Consider the following 15,734-nt stretch of genomic DNA (forward strand, 5'->3'; position numbering starts at 1 on the left):
GACCTCTTGCACTGGCGGAACATTCGAACTCCCCCTAATCAGGGGTAGAGCGCCAGACGCTACCACCAGGTTGGGACAGCCCGAGATCTTGCTCGCGCGAACACCGCATTGACAGGATTGGTTCCCGGCGACGCCCTGGCCGCAATGCTGGAGGGGACGGTCAGGTCTTCGCCGCCCTCATACCGCGGTCGCGACTGTCGGCGGGTCGTCCGGCGTATAGGTGGCGATCGCTGTAAAGCCCTGTCCCGCAACTGTCATAGTGGTTGGATGAGGTCTACCTGCTCCCTCTATATCGATGCTGGTTATCTACTCGCTTCCGCCGCTACTCGCGTCACCGGGACCTCACTGCGCAGCGGAATCCACGTCGATTACGACAAACTGATCAAATCGCTGGCGCAGCTCGCCGAAACTCGTTCGGGCCTGCCGATGCTGCGCGCGCATTGGTACGACTCCGCCCGCAACGGCGTGCCCGACGTGCAGCAGGAACGCATCGGGGAATTGCCCAGAGTCAAGCTCCGCCTGGGTCGGTTCGGGGTCAACGGGGAGCAGAAAGGGGTCGATCTGCGCATCGGGCTCGATCTGGTGGCCCATGCCCGAAACAACGCATCCGATGTGTTCTTCCTGCTCTCCGGCGACGACGATCTCACCGAAGCGGTCGAAGAGGCGCAGGTACACGGGGTGCAAGTCGTGCTGCTGGCGGTGCCCAACACGGACAAGAAGGCGCACGCGGTGAGCAAGCACCTGATTCTGGCCGCCGACGAACTCGACATCATCGGGGGCGACACGGTCGATGCCGCGGTACTGAAGGTCGATCGCCGGCCGGAACCCAAACCGATCCCCGCGCGACCGGCCGCCACATCACCGCGACCCGCTGCCGCAGCGCCCCGGCCGGCTTTCCCGACACCTCGCGACCTCGCGAGCCTGTCCGTGGACCCGGCCGCGGCCCGCCCAACGAGCGTCCTCGCCTACACCGTGTCGACGGGATCACCCGCCCACGTGTTACCGGGATACGGCGACGAACACGAGAAATACATCGATGAGGTGGTGCGGCGGGTGCTCGCCTCGTTCCGCGAAAGCGCCAGCGCCGAAGAGAAACTGGAACTGCAGCGTGCGAAACCATGGATCCCTCCGGAGATCGACCGCGCGCTGTTGCAGGACGTATCGGATTCGATCCAATGCTATGACCTCAACGAGCAGGTCCGCTGCCGGCTCAGGGCACGGTTCTGGGAGATCCACGACGAGGAGTAGACGTAACGAGCGACGCGAACGCCGAAGGCCCCCGCCGAGACGAATCTCGGCGGGGGCCTTCGGGATTGGTATTACGCGGTCACGAGGACCGGTAAGTCACCAGGACGACTTGTGGACGCCCGGGAGCTCGCCGCGGTGGGCCATCTCGCGCAGGCAGACACGGCACAGGCCGAACTTGCGGTAGACAGCGTGCGGACGGCCGCAACGCTGGCAGCGGGTGTAGGCACGCACGGCGAACTTCGGCTTCGCGTTGGCCTTGTTGATCAGAGCCTTCTTAGCCATGGATCAGTTCTCCTTGAACGGGAAGCCGAGGTGCTTGAGCAGGGCACGGCCTTCTTCGTTGTTGGTGGCCGTGGTCACCACGGTGATGTCCATACCACGCGGACGGTCGATCTTGTCGACGTCGATCTCGTGGAACATGGACTGCTCGGAGAGACCGAAGGTGTAGTTGCCGTTGCCGTCGAATTGCTTCGGCGACAGGCCGCGGAAGTCGCGGATACGGGGCAGCGCGATGGAGATCAGGCGGTCCAGGAACTCCCACATGCGGTCGCCGCGCAGGGTGACCTTCGCGCCGATCGGCATGCCCTCACGCAGCTTGAACTGCGCGATGGACTTGGTGGCCTTACGGATCTCGGGCTTCTGGCCGGTGATCAGGGTGAGGTCGGCGACCGCACCGTTGATCAGCTTGGCGTCACGGGCGGCGTCGCCGACACCCATGTTGACGACGACCTTCACCACGCCCGGGATCTGCATCACGTTGGCGTAGTTGAACTCGCTCTGCAGCGCGTCCTTGATCTCGGCGCGGTAGCGCGCCTTCAGGCGCGGCTGCACCTTGTTCTCAGTAGAAGTCATCTCAGATGTCCTTCCCGTTGCGACGGGAGATGCGGACCCGCTTGCCGTTCTCATCGGTGCGGAAGCCCACGCGGGTCGGCTTGCCGTCGGAGTCGACGACCATCACGTTGGAGGCCTGGATCGGCGCTTCCTGGGTGACGATGCCGCCCGAGCTGGCGCCACGCTGGTTCGCGGAGTTCGCGACGTGCTTCTTGATGCGGTTCACGCCCTCGACGAGGACCTTGCCGGTCGCCGGGTAGGCCTGGATGACCTTGCCCTTGGCGCCCTTGTCCTTGCCCGAGATGACGATGACCGTGTCGCCCTTGTGCACCTTCATAGTTAGAGCACCTCCGGGGCGAGCGAGACGATCTTCATGAAACGCTTCTCACGCAGCTCACGGCCGACCGGGCCGAAGATGCGGGTGCCACGCGGATCGTTGTCCGCCTTGATGAGCACCGCGGCGTTCTCGTCGAACTTGATGTACGAGCCATCCGGGCGACGACGCTCCTTGACGGTGCGCACGACGACGGCCTTGACGACCTCGCCCTTCTTGACGTTGCCACCGGGGATGGCGTCCTTGACAGTGGCGACGATGATGTCACCGATGCCGGCATAGCGACGCGACGAACCACCGAGAACGCGGATGCAGAGGATTTCCTTCGCACCCGTGTTGTCGGCGACGCGCAGTCGCGACTCCTGCTGAATCACTTCAGCTCCTCCTAGACCTGGACGAAATGCACGCCGGATTGCCGACCCGACGGGCATGGTCAGTTGCCCTTCAAACGCACGCCTGCCAGCGGTTTCACACCAAGCTGGAGATCAACCACTGTGGGTTCGCGGCCGAAGTGCGGGCATAGCTCCCGCAGGCAACCGGTCCATAGTAACGAAGCCCCAGGTCGGACCCAAATCGGGGTCGCGGGCACCCGCTCGGCGCGGATTCAGGGGTTCCTCAGCCGGGTCGATTAGCGTCGGCGCGAGCAACGTCCGAGCTATCCGATTATCCCGGTAGAGGAGATCCGCGTTGACGTCCGAGCGTCCTGCTCTCGACCGCCGCAAGTTCCTGATCGCTCTGGGCCTGGTGCCCGCGGTGGCCGCACTGCCCGCCTGTTCCACGAAATCCGAGACGGCGAATGCCTCGGCGCAGCTGACCGGGCCCGACATGTCCGGCTCGGATCCGGCGATCCGGCCGCAGGACGACCTGTACCGCTTCGTCAACGGGAAGTGGCTGAAGGAGTACCAGCTGCCGCCCGACAAGGTGTCCTTCGGCACCTTCGACGAGGTCCAGGAGCGGGTGCAGCAGCAGCTCAAGGACATTATCGAGAGTATCCACAACCCCAAGTCCGGGACCGACGAGCAGCGCATCCGCGATCTCTACGACGGGCGGATGGACAAGGACGAGATCGAGAAGCTCGGCATGACGCCGCTGCAGGATCTCTTCGATCAGATCGACAAGGCGGCGGCCAAGCCCGAGCTGGCGAAGGTGATGGGCGCGCTGCCGGGCGTGGGGCTGATCGGCATCGGGGTCGGCCCCGACCCCAAGGACTCCAACGCCTATCTGCCGTCGGTCTCCCAAGCCGGGCTCGGCCTGGATCAGCAGTACTACAGCGATCCCAAGTACGCCGACAAGCTCGCCAAGTACCGGACCTACATGCAGCGCATCGCGGCCGGGGCCGGTTTCCCGGATCCGACCGCGCTGGCCGACCGGGTGGTGGACCTGGAGACGCGAATCGCCGGATTCCATTGGGACAACGTGAAACTGCGTGACACCGACGCCACCTACAACCTGAAGACCTGGGCGGAGCTGACCGCGCTCGGACCGCAATTCGATTGGGACCCCTGGCTTTCGGGCACCACCGATCGGCCGAAGAACCTGTTCGACAAGGTCGACGTGGGCGAGCCGTCGTTCATCACGGGTGCGGCGCAGCTGTGGGCCGATGTCGATATCGCCGCCTGGCGGGAGTATCTGAAGCTGGGTCTGGTGCGGGCGTTCGCGACCTACCTGCCCAAGGCCATCGCCGACCCGAACTTCGACTTCTTCGGCAAGGAGATGTCGGGGCTGAAGCAGCGGCCGGACCTGTGGAAGGCGGCCGTGAGCACGGTCAACGGCACCGTGGGCGAGGCGCTCGGAAAGCTCTACGTGGACAAGCATTTCCCGCCCGAGGCCAAGAAGCGGGCGCTGGAGATGGTCGACGACCTGCGGGCCGCCTACCGGGAGAACTTCAAGAGTTCGACGTGGATGTCGCCGCCCACGCGCGAGGCGGCCATCGCCAAACTCGAGAAGATCGACGCCAAGATCGGGTACCCGAACAAGTGGGAGGACTACTCCAAGCTGACCGTCACCCGCGGCAAGCTCGTCGAATCCCTGCGCGCCTCGGACACTTTCGAAGCGAAGCGGATGTTCGACCGGCTGGGGACGCCGGTGGACAAGTCCGAGTGGGGCATGCCGCCGCAGACCGTCAACGCCTACTACAACCCCAGCGGCAACGAGATCGTGTTCCCGGCGGCGTTCCTGCAACCGCCGTTCTTCGACCCGGATGCCGAGCCCGCGGTGAACTACGGCGCGGGCGGGGCGGTGATCGGCCACGAGATCGGGCACGGCTTCGACGACCAGGGCTCCAAATACGATGCCGACGGCAATCTGAAGGACTGGTGGACGCCCGAGGACAAGGCGGCGTTCCAGGCCAAGACACAGCAGCTCATCGACCAGTACAACGCGCTGGTGCCGGAGGGGCTGCCCGCCGATCAGCACGTGAACGGCGAGCTGACCGTCGGCGAGAACCTGGCGGATCTGCGCGGGCTGGAGATTTCGCTGGCGGCCTATCGCATGGCCGAGAAGCGCAAGGGCACCGATACTCCCGACTACAAGTCGATGTTCGAATCCTGGGGCCGCACCTGGCGGACCAAGATGACCGACGAGGCGCTGGAGAATCAGCTCGCGAACGACCCGCATTCGCCCGCGGAATTCCGGTGCGATCAAGTGGTGAAGAACCTCGGCGAGTTCTACAGCACCTATGACGTGAAGGAAGGCGACAAGGAATACCTGCCGCCGGACCAGCGCGTCACGCTCTGAGCGAGCCCTGATGCCCTCCGGGCGACCGCGACATCCCGCGCGGGGCTGCCATCCCCGGTAGCCTCGCGTCGGTATCGCAGCTTCGGGGAGAGGTAGTGCCTGTGAGTTCGTCGGGTCGTCCGGCCGGTCTCGACCGTCGTCGTTTTCTGATCGCGCTGGGTCTCGCGCCCGCGGTCGCCACGCTGGCCGCGTGTGGGCGCGATACGAAGAACACGGTCACCTCGACCCATCTCACCGGGCCCGACCTGTCCGGCTCGGATCCGGCGGTGCGGCCGCAGGACGACCTGTACCGCTTCGTCAACGGCAAGTGGCTCACCGAGTACCAGCTGCCCGCGGACAAGGTGTCGTTCGGCACCTTCGACGAGGTCGGGGATCGGGTCGAGGGGCAGCTGCGGGAGATCATCGAGGGCATCAAGGACCCCGAGTCCGGCACGCCCGAGCAGAAGATCCGCGACCTGTACGACGCGCGGATGGACGTCGACACCATCGAGAAGCTGGGCATGACGCCGCTGAACGAGATGTTCTCCGACGTCGACAAGGCCGCCGACAAGGCGGCACTGGCCAAGGTGATGGCCGAGCTGCCGATCGGCGGGTTGATGGGCATGAGCGTCTCGGTGGACCGCAAGAACTCCAGCGCGTACATCGCCTCGATCGGGCAGTCCGGAATCGGGTTGGGCGAGCAGTACTATCGCAAGCCCGAATACGCCGACCAGCTGGCCGCGTACCGGACTTTCCTGGAAAAGATCGCCACCGGTGCGGGTTTCGCCGATCCGGTGGCACTGGCGGGGCGGGTCTTCGACCTGGAGAAGCGCATCGCGGCCGGATTCTGGGACAACGTCAAACTGCACAACACCGAGGCCAGCTACAACAAGATGTCGTGGACCGACATGGTGGCGCTGGCTCCGCAATTCGATTGGGATCCTTGGCTTTCCGGCAATACCGATCGGCCGAAGAGCCTGTTCGCGACGGTGATCGTGGGCGAACCGTCGTTCGTCACCGCGGCCGGGCAGCTCTGGCACGACGTGGATATCGCCGTGTGGCGCGAATACCTGAAGCTCTCGGTGGTGCGCGAATACGCGCGATACCTGCCCAAGGCGATCTCGGATGCCAATTTCGAATTCTTCGGCACCGTGATGAGCGGGCAGCAGCAGCGGCCCGAGCGCTGGAAGTCGGCGGTCGGCACCGTCGACGGCACACTGGGCGAGCTGCTCGGAAAGCTGTATGTGGCAAAGCATTTCCCGCCCGAGGCCAAGAAGCGGGCGCTGGACATGGTGGCCGACCTGGTCGCCGCCTACAAGGACAACTTCACCAATTCCAGCTGGATGTCGCAGCCCACCAAGGACGCCGCGCTGGTGAAGCTGGGCAAGATGGGCGTGAAGATCGGATATCCGGACAAGTGGGAGGACTACAGCGGGCTGACCATCACGCGCGGGCAGCTCATCCAATCCCTGCGCGCCGCCAATGTCTTCGAGTCCAAGAAGATGTTCGACAAGATGGACAAGCCGGTCGACAAGACCGAATGGGGTATGACGCCGCAAACCGTCAATGCCTACTACCAGCCGGTCAACAACGAAATCGTCTTCCCCGCGGCGTTTCTGCAGCCGCCGTTCTTCGACCAGAACGCCGAGGCGGCCGTCAACTACGGCGCGGGCGGTGCGGTCATCGGCCACGAGATCGGGCACGGATTCGACGATCAGGGCTCCAAGTACGATGCCGACGGCAACCTGAAGGACTGGTGGACGGCCGAGGATCGCGCCAAGTTCGACGACCGCACCAAGAAGATCGTCGCGCAGTACGACAGTCTGGTCCCCGCGGGGCTGGATCCCGCCCACCACGTCGACGGCACCCTCACGCTGAGCGAGAACGTCGCCGACAATCGCGGCCTGCAAATGGCTTTCGCCGCCTACCGCATCAACCAGAAGCGCGCGGGCGTCGACAACCCGGACTACAAGCCCATGCTCGAATCCTGGGGCCGCAACTGGCGTTCCAAGCAAACCCCTCAGTACACCGAGAACCTGATCGCCAACGACACCCACTCCCCCGACGAGTTCCGCGCCAACCAGGTGGTCCGCAACCAAGCCGAGTTCTACACCGCCTTCGAGGTGAAGGACGGCGACAAACTCTTCCGCCCCGAGGACCAGCGCGTCACCTTCTGACCGCTCACACCGCCAGCGGTGGCGGTGCGGCAACACGTTTCGCGGGCGGGCGGTAGGCCCGCCACGCGGAGGCGAGCCGTTCGACCGCCGCCCCGAGCACCGCGTCGGGATGCCGGAAGTGCAGGCGGACGCGGTCCTCACTGCCGCCGCCCGGATCCAGACCGGTACCCGCGAGCACCGCGACGCCGTGACGCAGCGCGGTCTGGGCGAAGGAGGTGCCGTCGCCGTAAGGCAGTCGCACCCACAGGGTTTGGCCGCCGGTGACCGGTGGGAGTTCCCACTCGGGCAGGGCGGCGGCGAGTTTCGCGCGCAGCAGGTCGTGACCCGCGCGCAGGCGGTGGCCGCGCGCTGCGGACGTGGCGTCGATGCACGGCACCAGTGCCGTGGCGGCCAGCTGGGCGGGGAGGTTCCCGCCCAGATCGTGCACGGCGCGCAGCCGGGTCAGGCGGGCGATCACCGGTTCCGCGGCTCGAATCCAGCCGACTCGCAGTCCGCCCCACAGGTTCTTGCTCAATGAGCCGATCGAGATCACGCCGTCGGCTTCGGCGGCCAGCGGTGGTGGCGTCGCGACGCCGGGGAAGGCCAGATCGGCGGTGATCTCGTCGGCGATCAGCGGAACATCTTGTGCCGCAGTGATTTCCGTGATCCGCTGGCGGCGCAGACCGGAAAGCACCGCGCCGGTGGGGTTCTGGAAGGTCGGCGTCAGATAGACCAGGGCCGGGCGTTGCGTCCGGAGTGCCGCCTCGAATCCCGGGAATCCGATCGGGAGGGTGGTGAGCAGTGCCGCTTCCTCGTGGAAGGCCTCCAATGCACCGGGATACGTGGGTGTTTCGACCAGCACCCGATCGCCGGGCCGCACCAACGCGCGCGCCAGCAGGGACAAAGCCTGCTGACCGCCGTTGGTGACCAGGATGTGTTCGGGCCCGGTGGGTGCGCCGAGCCGGGTGTACCGTTCCGCGATCGCCGCGCGCAGCGGTGGATGACCCGCCGGGTGGTAACCGATTTCGGCCGTCATCGCCGCCAGTACCGGCACCATGTCGGCATAGGCCGTGGTCACCTCGACCGGCGGCGCTTCCGGCGCGGCGCAGGCCAGGGAGATCACATCCGGGTGCGGCTCGAGCAGATTCAAGAACATGGGTGCGCTGGTGGTGTCGCTCGCGGTCTCGGCGCCGCCCCCGGCCACCCGGGTACCGCTCCCCCGCCGCCGTACGATCCGCCCCTCGGATTCGAGCAGGTCATACGCCGCGATCACCGTATTCCGGCCCACCGCCAGCTGTTTCGCGAACACCCGATCCGGCGGCAGCACCGCGCCGGCCGCCAACTCCCCGTCATCGATGAGCTGCCGCAACCGCCCCGCCAGCAGCACATACAGCGGCCCGCGCCCGGACGACCACCGTCCGAGCCGCTCGGTTACCTCGATTGGATCCATAACAGAACCAATCCTGCCCGATTGGCCTTCCCCTCACCACCTCCGGTTGCCGACGATTGACCCCATGAGCGAAACAACCACCGCCGCCTCGATCCCCGCCACCATCGCCGCCCTTCCCGGCCCCTTCCAACAGCGAGAACTGGCCCGGGTCAACGACTCCGTGGTCCGCGTCGCCCAGATCCACGGCGAATTCCCTTGGCACCACCACGACGAGGACGAACTCTTCCTCTGCTGGGACGGCACCTTCCGCCTGGAACTCGAGGGCCGTCAGCCGGTAACCCTCACCGCCGGTGAGCTTTTCACCATCCCGCGCGGAGTCCGCCACCGCCCGGTCGCCGACGAACCCGCCCACGTCGTCCTGATCGAACGACCCGAGACCACCCAATACGGCAATTGATCACTCGGATTCCGTCAGCTCCCTGGGTGCGGCCTGCCGCCACGAGTCGGTGACGATCGCTTCCAACTCCTCGACATCGTCCAACGCCGCCAACCGCACCCGCACCCACGCGTTCATCACCTCGTGCGGCGCGATCCAGAACTTGTCCGGCTCGGCCTGCACCAACTCGTCCCGATCCGCGATCGGGCACCGCACCGCCATCGACGTCTCGTTCTCCGGCAACGTCAAAAACAGCTTCCCCGCCACCCGAAACGTGGGCATCTGCCACTCGAACTGCTCCGTGGTCCGCGCCAGCGAAAGCGCCACCGCCCGAACCTCGTCCCCGGTCGTCGTCATACCCCGATGCTTCCAGGCGAGTCCGACAAGCGCGCGGGCTACTTGGCGGCGTTGGTGAAGGCGGGGTCGAGTTTGTCGAGGAGGTAGGGCAGGGAGAGGGGGGTGGGCTGGTTGATGGCGCTGATCTCCTGGACGGTGAGGAAGACTACGGCGTTCTTCTTGACGGCCGGGAGGTCGTTGTAACCCGGTAGGGCTCGGTACTTTTCGTCCATGCCGGGTGAGTAGCCGGCCAGGAGGAGGTCGGCGGTGAGTTCGTCGAGGCGTTCCGGGGAGAGGGCCAGGCGGCCGCCGTTGCCGCCCTGGGCGACGAGGGGGGCGGGGATGGTCATGCCGAGTTGGGTGAACAGGCGGCTGGAGCCGTCGTTGGGGTCGGTGAGGACCATGAGCTGGGAGGGGCCGGCGAGCCAGGAGCTGGTGAAGGTTTTGCCCTTCAGGGCCGGATTGCGTTGGGCGATACCGTCTATGCGGGTATTCAGATCGGCGATCAGTTTGTCGGCGGCCTCGGTTTTGTGGAGGACCTGGCCGAGGGCACGAACCTGGTCGGGCCAGGGGGTGATGGTCTCCTTGCCGAGGGCGGGGAGGGTGGGGGCGACCTTGGAGAGGTCGGCGTAGGTCTTGGCGTCGGCGATGAAGGGGTCGGCCAGGATCAGGTCGGGGTTGAGGGCGGCGACCTGTTCGGCGAGGTTGCCGGTGGTCTGCAGAGCCTTGGCGCCGGACAGGGCGGCGGGTTCCCACGCGGGCGCGCCCTTGCTGAGGACCGCGATGTTGTCGATGTAGCCGACCGGGGTGACGCCGAGGGCCTGGGTGGTGTCGAGCCATTGGTTGCCCAGGGCCACGATGCGGGAGGGCGTGCCGGTGACGGTGGTGCTGCCGAGGGCGTGGGTGATGGTCACCGGTTCGCCGCCGCCCGCCGAGGTGTCGTCGCTCTTGCCGCCGCAGGCCGCGAGGCCGACCGCGAGCACGCCCGCGAAGGCCGCCAGGGTCGCGCGCCGGGTGAGCGATCGCCGGGTGAACGCCGAAGCCATCGTGACTCTCCTGTCTGCCGAGACCCGGCCAGTCGGCCGAGCGGTAGGTGAGCCTAGCCTAATTTCCTGAGAGATTGTCGACCGTTGTCGCCGATTCGATCCCGATCGGGGTGGCCTACCGTGCTCTCGATCGATTAGGTTAGGGTTGCATAAGTAAGAACCCGGGGGTTTGGAACGATGGAGCGTGCGGTGCCGGAAGTCTTGTCCGCCGTCGAGCGTCACCGGCTCGTGGACGAATGGGCCAACGGCGTCGAACTGTACGACGTGCCGTCGGTCGCCATGCTCATCGACTGCGGTCGCCGCGTGCCGTCGCTGCGGACCGCCGTGCGCTGCGGTGGCCACATCCTCACCTATGCCGAACTCTACGAACGTCTCGACGGCGGCGTGACCGGAACCGCCGGACCGACCCTCGACGATCTGGCCCGCCTGCTCTGCGATATCGCCGCGGCCGCCGAATTCGGCGCGGTGCTGGCCGAATTGGGGCCGCGCGGCACCGGGCTGAAGCCGGTCGCGGTGGCGGCTGCCGCCGATGATCGCCGGGCCGTGGTCGCCGACCGGCGCGACTGCTCGATCGACCGCGCCTACGGCTCCCCGGATGTGCGACTGCTGGCCACCCGCTGGGATACGCCCGCCGCCGCCCCGGGGACCCCCGACGCGCAAGCCGCCGTGGAACTGCTCGCCGCCCTGGCCGACGGCGCGACCCTGGTGCTGGCCACCGCCGCGCAGCGCACCGACGCCGCCGCCCTGGCCGAGCTCATCGCCCTGAGCGCCCCGACCCATGTGGCGGCCGACGCGGACACCCTCGCGGGGCTGGCCTTCCTGCCTTCCCCCGCGCTGCCCACGGTGCGGCGCTGGGATGTCTTCGGAAGCGATTGCCCGGCCGCGCTTTCGGAGCTGCTGCGGGAACTGTCCCCCGGCTCCTGCGCCGGATTCGCCTACACCACACCGGAATACGCGGGCGTGGCGGCGCGTGGCCCGCTGGACGGCTCCGGCCGGGTGCGCCCGATCCCGGGCGCGCGACTGCTGGTGCTCGACGAGTCGCTGCGGCTGGTGCCGCCGGGCCGGTCGGGCCGGGTCTACGTGGGTGGCGCGGCGCTGGCGCTCGAACTGGACGGTTCCGCCGAGGGATTCGTCGACGACCCGTTCGCACCGGGCGGTCGGCTGGTGCGCACCGAGATCCACGGCGGTTGGACGGCCGAGGGCTGGCTGGTGCTGGACATGATCGAATCTAACGCTCCCGCAACGATTTCCGAGGCGACCGGACGGTCCGAATCGGCCGATTTCCCGGCGGATGACGGGTACGCGGCGGCCTGACGCCCGTAAACGGGGCACCGATTTGCAAGCTTCGCACCGAGCTTTGTGCGCGGAACCTCCGAACAATTCCGATCCGCACTATTCGCACGAATTCCGGCGCTATCGTGAAATCACCCAATGGCCGCCGAGCGCGACGACGCCTCGGGGTGCCCTCGGGCCTTGATGTCACCGTGTTCGACCGACGGTGACGACCTCATCATCGGTGCTGGAGTCGTCCGCGCCGTTCGTACATTCACGCATCGGGCCGGGCACCAGCCGGCGCGACGATCGACAGGCGTTCAACTCGGAGCGTGCTGACGATGCCCTGCGGCATCAGCGCTTTCGATCTCCTTCGGCCAGGCCCAGGGTCGGCGTCCCAGTATCCGGGCGTCGACGGTTGTGTCCCTGGAAGGAGGGGCGTCATGAGTACGCATTCCCCGTTGTCCGTTCCCGCAAACACCGCACTGGAATTCCCGTCGGTCGCGCGTGACCGCCTGCGCATCGCGATGGTGGTGCCGCCGTATTTCGACATCCCGCCCAAGGCGTACGGCGGGGTCGAGGCGGTCGTGGCGGATCTGGTGGACGCACTGGTGGAACGCGGACATCGGGTGACGCTGCTCGGCGCGGGCGTCAACGGCACCAAGGGCGAATTCCAATCGTTGTGGGACCGTGCGCAATCCGAGCGTCTGGGCGATCCGTTCCCGGAGGTGGTGCACGCCTTGAAGGCGCGGCGCGCACTCGAGCGGCTGGCCGCCACCGAGGGCCTGGACCTGGTGCACGATCACACTTTCGCGGGGCCGCTGAACATGCCGGTCTCCCGGGAGCTGGGCCTGCCGACCGTGGTGACGGTGCACGGACCGGTCGACGGCGACCCCTACGTCTACTACCGCGAACTCGGCGAGGACGCCCATCTGGTGGCGATCAGCGACCGCCAGCGCGCTCTCGCACCCGACCTGAACTGGGCGGGCCGCGTGCACAACGCGCTGCGCGTGGAGGATTGGCCCTTCCGCGTCGAGAAGGACGACTACGCTCTGTTCCTGGGCCGGTTCACCGCGGAGAAGGCGCCGCATCTGGCGTTGGACGCCGCGCACGCGGCGGGTCTGCCGCTGATCCTGGCGGGCAAGTGCGCCGAGCCGCCCGAGGTGCGCTATTTCGAGAGTGCGGTCCGGCCCTTGCTCACCGAACGCGATCACATGTTCGGAATGGCCGATGCCGTGGCCAAACGCGAGTTGCTGTCGAAGGCACGCTGTCTGGTGTTCCCGGTGCGATGGGAGGAACCGTTCGGCATGGTCATGATCGAGTCGATGGTGTGCGGGACGCCCGTGGTGGCGTTGCGCGGCGGCGCGGTCGCCGAGGTGATCGTGGACGGGGTCACCGGGCGGGTCTGCGATGATCCGGCCGAATTGCCCGCGGCCATCAAGGAAGTCCAGGACTACGACCCGCACGCCATGCGCGCGCATGTGGCCGCGCGTTTCGGCGCGGATACGCTCGGCCGCGGGTACGAGGAGATCTATCGGCGGGTGGTGCGCGAGCACCGGCCGCGGCGGGCGGCGCGGATCGCCATTCACACCTGGGGATCGGCGCCCGCCCATCAGAACACCCCGGTGCCGGTCCGCGCGGCGGGCACCGGTCCCGGGCGGGCGACCGCGTCCACGGTGACGGCGCGCGGTACCTCGCATTCCGGGCATCCAGATGCCTTGACCGGCGGCGAGCTGACGCCGGGCCGTAAACCTGTGTCGGACAGCGGTTCCACTCCGAAGGCGGCGCGACGGCGGCGCGTGCCCCGGCGAAAGGGTCTCCATGAACAGTGACACTCCGAGCGCGCCCGGCGGCGTGCCCCAGGCATTGAACGGCGGCGAACCCAGCGTGATCGGCGGCAGTGGCGCGATCACCCTGGTGGAGGGCAGCACGTTCTGTCTGTCCGACCAGCTGGGGGATGTCGAGACGGGAACGCCGTACGGCCTGTTCTTCCGGGACGCGCGGGTGTTGTCACGCTGGGAGTTGCGTTTGGACGGGCAGCGGCCGGAGCCGCTGTCGGTGTTGACCCCGGAGGCCTTCACCGCCCGGTTCATACTGCGCCGGCCTCCCCGGGCCGGCGCAGCGGACAGCACGGTATTGATCGTTCGGGAGCGGCTGGTGGCCGACGGTCTACGGGAGACCATCACGGTGGAGAATCTGGGCCGCGAGACCACGGCCGTCGACCTGCAATTGCATGTGGACGCGGATTTCGCCGACCTGTTCGCGGTCAAGGAGGGTCGCGGCGGCAATGCCCGCGCCGAGGTGATCGTGGCGGATGTGGAGCTGCTGCTCAACGATCGGTCCGATCGCTCCCGGGGTTTGGCGGTGTCGTCGTCGGAAACGCCGCTGGTGCTGCCGGGTTCGCTGTCGTGGCGGGCGGTGGTGCCCGCCGGTGGGCGCTGGCAGACCGAGATCGTGTGCCAGCCCACCATGGGCAATCAGCCGATCCACTCCCCCGTGCGGCCGGGCGAGCACTACGAGGCCAGCGAGCCCAGCCGCAAGCTCGCGGCCTGGCGCGATACCGCCACCAAGATCACCGCGTCGGATCCGCAGCTGGCGTGGGTGCTCGAGCGCACCGAAAGCGATCTGGGCGCCTTGCAGATCCACGACGATTCGCGCGGCGGGCGGCCGTTCGTGGCGGCGGGCGCGCCCTGGTTCATGACGCTGTTCGGCCGGGATTCGCTGCTGACGGCGTGGATGGCGCTGCCATTGGATGTCGGCCTGGCGGTGGGAACGCTGCAGCAGCTGGCCGAGATGCAGGGCCAGCGGGTGGATCCCATGACCGAGGAGGAGCCGGGCCGCATCATGCACGAGATGCGGCGCGGCCCGGCCAGCGGGCAGGTGCTGGGCGGGGAGACCTATTACGGAACCATCGACGCCACACCGCTTTTCGTCATGCTGCTGGCGCAGGCGCGGCGCTGGGGCGCGGACACGGAATCGGTGCAGGCGCTGCTGCCCGCCGCCGATTCCGCGTTGAACTGGATCGCCGACTACGGGGACCGCGACGGGGACGGGTTCGTGGAGTATCGGCGCGCCACCGATCGCGGGCTGATCAATCAGGGCTGGAAGGACAGTTTCGACGGCATCAACGACGCGCTCGGGCGGCTGCCGGAACCGCCGATCGCGCTGTGCGAGGTGCAGGGTTACGTCTACGCGGCGTTGCTGGCGCGGGCGGATCTGGCCGATGAGTTCGGTGATCCGACCACGGCCGGTCACCTGCGCGATCGGGCGGCCGAACTGCGGACGAAATTCGCGGAGGCGTTCTGGCTGCCCGAGAAGGGCTGGTTCGCCGTGGGTCTCGACGGCAACAAACGCCGACTGGATTCCCTGACCAGCAATATCGGGCACTGCCTGTGGTCGGGCATCGTCACCGACGAGCATGCCGCCGTCGTGATCGGCAAGCTCGCCTCACCCGAGATGGACAGCGGATTCGGTTTGCGCACACTGAGTTCCGGTATGGGCGCGTACAACCCGATGAGTTACCACAATGGTTCGGTGTGGCCGCACGACACCGCGATCGCGGTCGCGGGGCTGCTGCGCTACCGCCACATTCCCGGGGCGCTGGAGCTGGCCTATCGGCTCGCCGACGGGCTGCTCGACGCGGCCGGGGCCTTCGGGGGCCGGTTGCCCGAATTGTTCTGTGGTTTCCCGCGTTCCAAGTTCTCCGCGCCGGTGCCCTATCCCACCTCCTGCTCGCCACAGGCGTGGGCCAGCGCGGCGCCGCTGCTGCTGGTCCGTTCCTTCCTGGGGCTGGATCCCGATGTCGCGCATCGCACCCTGACGGTGCTGCCGCATCTGCCCGCCCGGTGGGGCCGCGTCGAACTGACCGACCTGCGCCTCGGCGGTGCGGTCATCGACCTGGCCGTGGAGGGTGACCGCGTGACCGCCACCAACCTGCCCGACGATTGGCGGCTGGTCACGCACTGAGAGC

Annotated in this window: 14 protein-coding genes; 7 read left to right on the forward strand and 7 right to left on the reverse strand. The window is 67.3% G+C overall.

The features are described 5' to 3' along the window. Window positions 1-267 precede the first annotated feature (267 nt). Window positions 268-1,248, forward strand: a complete 981-nt coding sequence (locus tag GPX89_RS17400; RefSeq protein ID WP_157389121.1) for an NYN domain-containing protein — start codon at window positions 268-270, stop codon at window positions 1,246-1,248. A gap of 96 nt (window positions 1,249-1,344) precedes the next feature. Here the strand turns inward: GPX89_RS17400 and GPX89_RS17405 are convergent, their stop codons facing one another. From GPX89_RS17405 to rplN, 4 genes are read right to left on the reverse strand one after another with little or no spacing between them, the layout of a single operon-like run. Beyond that, the gene (locus tag GPX89_RS17405; protein WP_029923637.1) at window positions 1,345-1,530 is read right to left on the reverse strand and encodes a type Z 30S ribosomal protein S14; all 186 of its coding nucleotides are present in this window, start codon (window positions 1,528-1,530) and stop codon (window positions 1,345-1,347) included. Window positions 1,531-1,533: 3 nt separating this feature from the next. After that, window positions 1,534-2,100, reverse strand: coding sequence for a 50S ribosomal protein L5 (rplE, locus tag GPX89_RS17410; RefSeq protein WP_157388598.1), 567 nt, complete (start codon window positions 2,098-2,100; stop codon window positions 1,534-1,536). Between the two features lies 1 nt (window position 2,101). Continuing rightward, window positions 2,102-2,416 carry a 50S ribosomal protein L24 gene (gene rplX, locus GPX89_RS17415; RefSeq protein WP_033090673.1) on the reverse strand — a complete coding sequence of 105 codons (315 nt, stop codon included), beginning with the start codon at window positions 2,414-2,416 and terminating at the stop codon, window positions 2,102-2,104. A gap of 2 nt (window positions 2,417-2,418) precedes the next feature. Next, window positions 2,419-2,787: a 50S ribosomal protein L14 gene (gene rplN / locus GPX89_RS17420; protein ID WP_033090674.1), complete on the reverse strand. Its 369-nt coding sequence runs from the start codon at window positions 2,785-2,787 to the stop codon at window positions 2,419-2,421. A gap of 313 nt (window positions 2,788-3,100) precedes the next feature. Here rplN and GPX89_RS17425 point away from each other — a divergent pair, with 313 nt between their 5' ends. Both GPX89_RS17425 and GPX89_RS17430 read left to right on the forward strand, forming a co-directional pair. Then, on the forward strand, window positions 3,101-5,149 hold the full coding sequence (locus GPX89_RS17425) for a M13 family metallopeptidase (RefSeq protein WP_157388600.1): 2,049 nt from the start codon (window positions 3,101-3,103) through the stop codon (window positions 5,147-5,149). Window positions 5,150-5,250: 101 nt separating this feature from the next. Next, a complete protein-coding gene (locus GPX89_RS17430) occupies window positions 5,251-7,305 on the forward strand; it encodes a M13 family metallopeptidase (protein WP_328601934.1) in 2,055 nt (684 codons plus the stop codon). Window positions 7,306-7,309: 4 nt separating this feature from the next. Here the strand turns inward: GPX89_RS17430 and GPX89_RS17435 are convergent, their stop codons facing one another. Continuing rightward, window positions 7,310-8,734 carry an aminotransferase-like domain-containing protein gene (locus GPX89_RS17435; protein WP_157388601.1) on the reverse strand — a complete coding sequence of 475 codons (1,425 nt, stop codon included), beginning with the start codon at window positions 8,732-8,734 and terminating at the stop codon, window positions 7,310-7,312. Window positions 8,735-8,798: 64 nt separating this feature from the next. On the opposite strand from GPX89_RS17435, the gene GPX89_RS17440 reads away from it, so the two are divergent. Continuing rightward, a complete protein-coding gene (locus GPX89_RS17440) occupies window positions 8,799-9,131 on the forward strand; it encodes a cupin domain-containing protein (RefSeq protein ID WP_157388602.1) in 333 nt (110 codons plus the stop codon). On the opposite strand, the gene GPX89_RS17445 is transcribed toward GPX89_RS17440, so the two are convergent. Together GPX89_RS17445 and GPX89_RS17450 are read right to left on the reverse strand one after the other, a co-directional pair. Then, entirely contained in the window at window positions 9,132-9,467 is a 336-nt protein-coding gene (locus GPX89_RS17445; RefSeq protein ID WP_157388603.1) for an MmcQ/YjbR family DNA-binding protein, read from the reverse strand. 38 nt (window positions 9,468-9,505) lie between these two features. After that, window positions 9,506-10,492 carry an ABC transporter substrate-binding protein gene (locus GPX89_RS17450; protein ID WP_157388604.1) on the reverse strand — a complete coding sequence of 329 codons (987 nt, stop codon included), beginning with the start codon at window positions 10,490-10,492 and terminating at the stop codon, window positions 9,506-9,508. Between the two features lie 189 nt (window positions 10,493-10,681). Here GPX89_RS17450 and GPX89_RS17455 point away from each other — a divergent pair, with 189 nt between their 5' ends. From GPX89_RS17455 to GPX89_RS17465, 3 genes are all read left to right on the forward strand, one after another. Beyond that, window positions 10,682-11,806: an AMP-binding protein gene (locus tag GPX89_RS17455; RefSeq protein WP_157388605.1), complete on the forward strand. Its 1,125-nt coding sequence runs from the start codon at window positions 10,682-10,684 to the stop codon at window positions 11,804-11,806. Between the two features lie 401 nt (window positions 11,807-12,207). Further along, entirely contained in the window at window positions 12,208-13,596 is a 1,389-nt protein-coding gene (locus GPX89_RS17460) for a glycosyltransferase family 4 protein (protein WP_235947477.1), read from the forward strand. After that, the gene (locus GPX89_RS17465; RefSeq protein WP_157388606.1) at window positions 13,586-15,730 is read left to right on the forward strand and encodes an amylo-alpha-1,6-glucosidase; all 2,145 of its coding nucleotides are present in this window, start codon (window positions 13,586-13,588) and stop codon (window positions 15,728-15,730) included. Before GPX89_RS17460 ends, GPX89_RS17465 begins: the two co-directional genes overlap by 11 nt. Window positions 15,731-15,734: the final 4 nt, after the last annotated feature.

This window comes from Nocardia terrae, assembly GCF_009760405.1.
GTDB lineage: Bacteria > Actinomycetota > Actinomycetes > Mycobacteriales > Mycobacteriaceae > Nocardia > Nocardia terrae.